The 6,273-nt window shown below is 69.1% G+C and carries 6 protein-coding genes; 1 reads left to right on the top strand and 5 read right to left on the bottom strand.

Features of this window, described 5'->3' with window-relative positions:
- Nucleotides 1-1,092, bottom strand: a 1,092-nt coding sequence (locus ACFE7U_RS10135) for a DUF2336 domain-containing protein (RefSeq protein ID WP_375409597.1), incomplete at its 3' end; no start/stop codon positions are given.
- A 207-nt stretch (nucleotides 1,093-1,299) separates the two neighbouring features.
- Nucleotides 1,300-1,548, bottom strand: coding sequence for a hypothetical protein (locus tag ACFE7U_RS10130; protein WP_375409596.1), 249 nt, complete (start codon nucleotides 1,546-1,548; stop codon nucleotides 1,300-1,302).
- 295 nt (nucleotides 1,549-1,843) lie between these two features.
- Here ACFE7U_RS10130 and ACFE7U_RS10125 point away from each other — a divergent pair, with 295 nt between their 5' ends.
- Nucleotides 1,844-3,241, top strand: a complete 1,398-nt coding sequence (locus ACFE7U_RS10125) for a class II 3-deoxy-7-phosphoheptulonate synthase (protein ID WP_375409595.1) — start codon at nucleotides 1,844-1,846, stop codon at nucleotides 3,239-3,241.
- A gap of 206 nt (nucleotides 3,242-3,447) precedes the next feature.
- Here ACFE7U_RS10125 and ACFE7U_RS10120 read toward each other — a convergent pair whose 3' ends face one another.
- The 3 genes from ACFE7U_RS10120 to ACFE7U_RS10110 all read right to left on the bottom strand — a co-directional run.
- Nucleotides 3,448-4,203, bottom strand: coding sequence for an NUDIX domain-containing protein (locus ACFE7U_RS10120; protein ID WP_375409594.1), 756 nt, complete (start codon nucleotides 4,201-4,203; stop codon nucleotides 3,448-3,450).
- Entirely contained in the window at nucleotides 4,151-4,642 is a 492-nt protein-coding gene (locus tag ACFE7U_RS10115; protein ID WP_375409593.1) for a DUF983 domain-containing protein, read from the bottom strand. Before ACFE7U_RS10115 ends, ACFE7U_RS10120 begins: the two co-directional genes overlap by 53 nt.
- A gap of 47 nt (nucleotides 4,643-4,689) precedes the next feature.
- Nucleotides 4,690-6,273 (bottom strand): ribonuclease R family protein (locus tag ACFE7U_RS10110; RefSeq protein ID WP_375409592.1); only part of this gene is annotated, 1,584 nt, incomplete at its 5' end.

Raw genomic sequence — 6,273 nt, 5'->3', positions numbered from 1 at the left:
GGCGGGCCGGACCGGCAGGCGTTGGTCGACCCGTTCGGGTCGGGTCCGGGCGGAATCGGGCGCGTGGTAGGCCTGGTGGGCGTCGCCGGCCAGGCGTTCGGGCAGCGGCATGTCGAGGATCGACGCGATCAGATCGCGGGCGGCCGGGCGGCTCGTGATTCGGAACAGCTTCACGAGGTCGAACACCCGGTCGACGGAGCGCGCGACGCTCTCATTGAGGGTGAGGAAGACGTAGACCGCCTCCTCTTCCTGCAGGCCGGCGGCGCGCAGCGCCAGGGTGAGGAGCTCGTAGCGCCGCGATGGGTCGGCGACGCTGCCGAGGAAGCTCTTGGGCAATCCGATGAGGTCGCTCAATGCGCCGACGAAGCCGGCGACGTCGCGCCGGCCCGAGAAGCCCGTCAGGATCGCCCCGGCCTCGCGCGGTGCCGGGGGGCATGGACGCAGGGCCGCGGTGGCGGCGACCGCCTGGGTGATCGCCTCGCGCTGCGTCTGCGAGGCGAACAGGTACAGGGACGCGAGGTCGGCCGGCGCGAGATCGGCCCGGTTCAGGATCTCTGCGGCCAGATCGGCGTCCTCGCGGGCGCGGCCGACAAGCACTCTGAGGATGTCGCCTTGCAAAGCAGCCCGCGGATTGGCCGCGAGGGCACGGTCGATGTCGGGCAGGCCGCGGTCGGCGAGATCCGCAAGGATATGTCGGCTGAGGTCGGGCCGACCGGCGATGGCGGGGCCGAGATCGGCGCCGTCGGCCAGGGCCGCCTCGATCACCTCCGCGGTCAGGACCGGCGCCTCGGCGACGACGATGTCGCGGATCGCGCCGCCCCGTGCCGCAAGCCTCGCCAGGATCGAGGCGGGCGTGCCGGGAAATCGGGCGAGCTTGCGTGCGACGGTCTCCGCTGTGGCATCGTCGACGATGGGGATCAGGCCGCCGGCGAGGGACTCGAAGGCCTCGATCGATCTGGGATCGCGGACCTCGGACGAGACGAACAGGTCCGTCTGGACGCGCAGGATCACCGGTTTCAGGTCGAGGTGCTCGACCCGGGACAGTTCGATCAGGCCGGAGAGGTCCGGCACATCGTCGAGGGAGGGGGACATGGCACTTCGATCACGCGGAACTCGCACCCTTCCCTCGTAGACGGGTAACGTGAATCGACCTTTAAGGGTGGGGCGCCGTGCGCGTCCCGCCCTGTGCCAGGATGATGACGGGCTGGGCCCGGGCGAGCACGAGGCGCGCAACCGGGCTCCGTCAACACGTCACGGACGGCTATTGCCATCGCGGTGGCTGGCAGGCCTGGCGGCGGATCAGCGGGCGTGCTCGACCTGGCGATAACCGTTGCCGACGGGCGCCGGCTCGGATGACGGCGCCGCGGTCAAGGCCATGAAGCGCGAGCTGCCGCGATCGCTCATCCGCGATGCGAAGGCGGGCCCTTCGACCTGCTCGCCCGGAGCATCGAGCTGGGCACCCCAGACGTTGATGGTACGCGATCCTGCGGAGGCGCCTCCGACGGAAGCGGCGGCGAGCGTGAGGGCGACGAGAACGGATTTGATCATGACGGTTATTCCTTCACTTACAGAGATGCGTGGAAGTCTTCGTCGCATCTGATCAGTGTCTCGCGGTGCCTCCATCAGTCGTTACAGCGGCTTCGCAAGATGCGTGTGGTAGCGCACTTGAGCATGAGGCCGCCGTCTCCCGTCCGCCGCCACCTGTCCGCCGCCACTTCCCACCCATGCGCGGCACCACCATTGTCCTCCCTCGCATCCTTGAGAAAAGCGCTTTATAAGCCGCGCTCTTCGAAGCGGGATTCCCCTTCAGCGAAGCCGGCCAAGAGGTGGACGGGAGACGATCATGGGCGAGCGTTGGACACCGAAGAGCTGGACGCCGAAGTCCTGGCGAAACCTGCCGATCCAGCAGGTGCCGGCCTATCCGGACACCGCGGCGGTCGAAGCCGTGGAGACCCAGCTCGCGAGCTTCCCGCCGCTCGTCTTCGCCGGTGAGGCACGCAAGCTGAAAGCCTCGCTGGCGCGGGTCTCGACGGGGCAGGCCTTCCTGCTCCAGGGCGGCGATTGCGCCGAGAGCTTCGACGAGCATTCGGCGGACAATATCCGCGATTTCTTCCGCGTCTTCCTGCAGATGGCGCTGGTGCTCACCTTCGCGGGCGGCTCACCTGTCGTGAAGGTCGGCCGCATCGCCGGCCAGTTCGCGAAGCCCCGCTCCTCGCCGACCGAGACCATGGACGGCATCTCCCTGCCGAGCTACCGCGGCGACATCGTCAACGGCCTCACCTTCACGGAAGAAGCCCGCGTGCCCGATCCACGCCGGCAGATCGAAGCCTACCGCCAATCGGCCGCGACGCTGAACCTGCTGCGCGCCTTCGCAACCGGCGGCTACGCCAACCTCGAGAACTCGCATCGCTGGATGCTCGGCTTCGTGAAGGATTCGCCGCAATCCTCGCGCTACGCCGATTGCGCCGAGCGGATGACGGAGGCGCTCGACTTCATGCGGGCGATCGGGATCAACCCCGAGACGCACCAGGAGGTGCGCACCACCGATTTCTACACGAGCCACGAGGCCCTGCTGCTCGGCTACGAGGAGGCGCTGACCCGCGTCGATTCAACGAGCGGCGACTGGTACGCCACCTCCGGCCACATGCTCTGGGTCGGCGACCGCACCCGCCAGCCCGACCATGCCCATATCGAGTACGCCCGCGGCATCAAGAACCCGGTCGGCCTCAAATGCGGACCGTCGATGACGGGCGACGGTCTCCTGCGCCTCGCCGACCAGCTGAACCCGGCCAATGAAGCTGGGCGCCTCACGCTGATCTGCCGCTTCGGCGCCGACAAGGTCGGCGAGCATCTGCCCGGACTGATCCGGGCGGTGGAGCGGGAGGGCCGCAGCGTCGTCTGGGCGTGCGACCCAATGCACGGCAACACGATCTCGGCAGGACGCTACAAGACGCGCCCGTTCGAGCGGGTGATGCAGGAGATCGAAGGGTTCTTCGACGTCCATCGCGCCGAGGGCACCATCGCCGGCGGCATCCATCTGGAGATGACCGGCAAGGACGTCACCGAATGCACCGGCGGCGCCCGTGCGCTCACGGCCGACGACCTTCAGGACCGCTACCACACCTATTGCGACCCGCGCCTCAATGCCGAGCAGGCGCTGGAGGTGGCGTTCCGCACGGCCGAACTGGTCAAGCGCGAGCGGAGCGCCATCGAGCACCCGAGGCTCGACGCGGCCGAGTGAGCGGCCGCGTCGCTCTCTGATCTGGATGGTCTACCGAAGCCATCCCGTGAAGAAGTAGATAATGAGGATGATCGGCAGCGGAATTCCGATCAGCCAGAGCAGTCCACCCTTCATCATGACTCGACTCCTGTCTCGCGTTGCCGGGTTCAACACCCGCGGCGGACGGGAGTTCATTGCGACGGCGACTCCAGGGCGCGGTGAAGCTGCTACAGCAGCTCCCGCTGCCCCCGGCCACGCCGTTCGTAATAGAACGGGATCGGCAGGTGCGGCGCGAAGCCGCCGGAGATCTGCGTTTCGAGATCGCCGAGCACGATGTCGGTGATCCGGGGCAGGTCGAGCTTTCGCGCCTGCGCGATGCTGACCCAGACGAGTTCGACGAGCTCCGAGTCCGGCGTGACGATGCCGGTCGCCTCGGCCGCGACATGGGTCCGGTCGATGGAGAAGAAACGGGTATCGAAGCGGAGCGGGCGTCCCGGGGGGGTGATCGCCCGGGCGACGAGGTGCATGGCTTCGAGGTCGGGGAGGACCCCTTCGTCGCGAAACGCCGCCCACGGGCCGTCCGGCACGTCGTCCGGCGGGCCGTAGTCCCGGGTGCCGAGGATGAGGCCGGTCTCCTCATAGGTCTCGCGGAGGGCGGCCAGCGCCAGGGCGCGGCCGAGGTGATGGGGCGGGCGCACCACCTGCGCCGAAAGCGCGGCCTCCGCCCGCGCCGAGAGGGCGCCGGCCACCGGCATGTGCCGGTCCGAGGGCTCGATCCGTCCGCCGGGAAAGACGAACTTGCCGGGCATGAAGGCGAGGCCCGCGTGCCGGCGCCCCATCAGGACCTTGGGTGACGATCGGCCCTTGCGGTCCACGATGATGAGCGTCGCGGCGTTGCGAGGCCTTGCGACTGGCTTGGTTCTGGCCTTCTCAGGCTTGGCCGAGACCGGGGGCTCCGCCGGGATGTCCGCCGTCTGGTCCACGTTGGAGATCCTCAAGCCGCGTTGCCGCCTCGGCACGGGGAGTCGGTAGCTTGGCGAAGCCGTGCATGCCAAGGGCATATTGCAGGCCGACGACCGCTCCCTTCACCGGCTGCAGCAGGGCCATCGCCATGACGAGGGTCACGACGGGCCAGAAGCTGAGCTGGAACCACAGCGGTACGTCGTACTCGGTTTCCATTTTCAGCAGCGCGTAGCCGACGATGTGCCCGACGATGAAGATGACGATGTAGGGCGGCAGGTCGTCGGCCCGGTGATGGTGCATTTCGAGGCCGCACGACTCGCAGTCCGGCCGAACCTTCAGGAAGCGCCCGAAGATCTTGCCCTTGCCGCAATGCGGGCAGCGGCCGAGGAAGCCGGTTGCCATCGACTTGACGAGGCCGTGGCGCACGGCCGCATCCGTCTCGAGCCCTGCTGCCGCCATCCGTGATCCATCCTGTCTTGCCACCGACTTAACCTACGCCCATCGCCTCAGCGGCGCGACCCGCGATGGCGCGAGCCGGCGTTGCGGATGCCAGGGGGGCGGCCGGGAACACCGGTGCGGTGCGCGGCCCGGGGCTTCGGCCCGGCGCCGCGCTGTTCCTGGCGCGAACGTCCCTCCGAGAGCAGCTCGAAGCGTAGGGCGCCGGCCACAGCAGCGGCCTCCACGAGCTTGACCTCGACAGGATCGCCGAGCCGGTGAGTCTCGCCGCTGCGCTCGCCGACCAGGGCATGGCGGCTCTCGTCGTGGCGATAGTAGTCGGCGCCGAGCGTCGAGATCGGCACGAAGCCGTCCGCGCCAGTGTCGTCGAGCTTGATGAAGAGTCCCGAGCGCGTCACCCCCGAGATCCGGCCCGTGAAGGTCGCACCGATGCGGTCGGCGAGGTGATGCGCGATGAGCCGGTCGATGGTCTCGCGCTCGGCGGCCATGGCCCGGCGCTCGGCGGCCGAGATCTGCTCACCGACCTGCTCCAGAGTGCCGGACGTGACATCGGACGGCAGGCCGTCGCCGCCGAGGCGGCAGGCGGTGATCAGCGCCCGGTGGACGATGAGGTCGGCGTAGCGCCGGATCGGCGAGGTGAAATGGGCGTAGCGGCGCAGGTTCAGCCCGAAATGCCCAAGGTTCTGGCTCGAATAGACCGCCTGCGCCTGGCTGCGCAGCACGACCTCGTTGATGAACAGGGCGTGCTCGGTCTCGGCAACGAGGCCGAGGATGCGGTTGAACAGGGCGGGGCGCAGCGCGCCCTCCTTCGGCAACTTGATGCCGATGGAGGCGAGCACCTCGCTTAAGCTCCGCATCTTCTCCAGGGCGGGCTCGTCGTGGACGCGGTAGATCAGCGGCTGCTTGGCACCCTCCAGGGTCTCGGCTGCCGCGACGTTGGCGAGGATCATGAACTCCTCGATGAGCCGGTGCGCGTCGAGGCGGGCGGGCACCACGACGCGGTCGACGGCGCCGTCCGGGGTCAGCAGCACTTTGCGTTCGGGCAGGTCGAGGGCGAGCGGCCCACGAGCCTCCCGCGCCGCCTTCAGGGCCTCGTAGGCGGCCCAGAGCGGCCGCAGAACGGGCTCCAGCAGCGGCGCGGTGATCTCGTCGGGGTAGCCGTCGATCGCCGCCTGCGCCTGCGCGTAGGCGAGCTTGGCCTTCGACCGCATCATGACCCGGTGGAACGTATGCCGCCGCTTCACTCCGTCGGCGCCGATCACCATGCGCACGGCGAGCGCAGGGCGGTCCTCGCCGCCGCGCAGCGAGCAGAGGTCGTTGGAGATGCGCTCGGGCAGCATCGGCACGACGCGGTCGGGGAAGTAGACCGAGTTGCCGCGCATCAGCGCCTCGCGGTCGAGCGCCGTGCCGGGGCGGACATAGGCCGCGACATCGGCGATCGCGACGGTGACGACGAAACCTTGCGGATTGGCCGGGTCGTCGTCGGGCACCGCCATCACGGCGTCGTCGTGATCCTTGGCGTCGGGCGGGTCGATGGTGAGAAGCGGCTCGCCCCGCCAATCCTCGCGGCCCTTCGGGCCGGCCGCCTTCACGGCGTCGGCTTCGGCCAGGGTGTCGGCGGCGAAGACGTGGGG

It is taken from the genome of uncultured Methylobacterium sp., from assembly GCF_964251405.1.
Taxonomy (GTDB): domain Bacteria; phylum Pseudomonadota; class Alphaproteobacteria; order Rhizobiales; family Beijerinckiaceae; genus Methylobacterium.
This window is presented reverse-complemented; position numbering and strand designations above follow the sequence as displayed.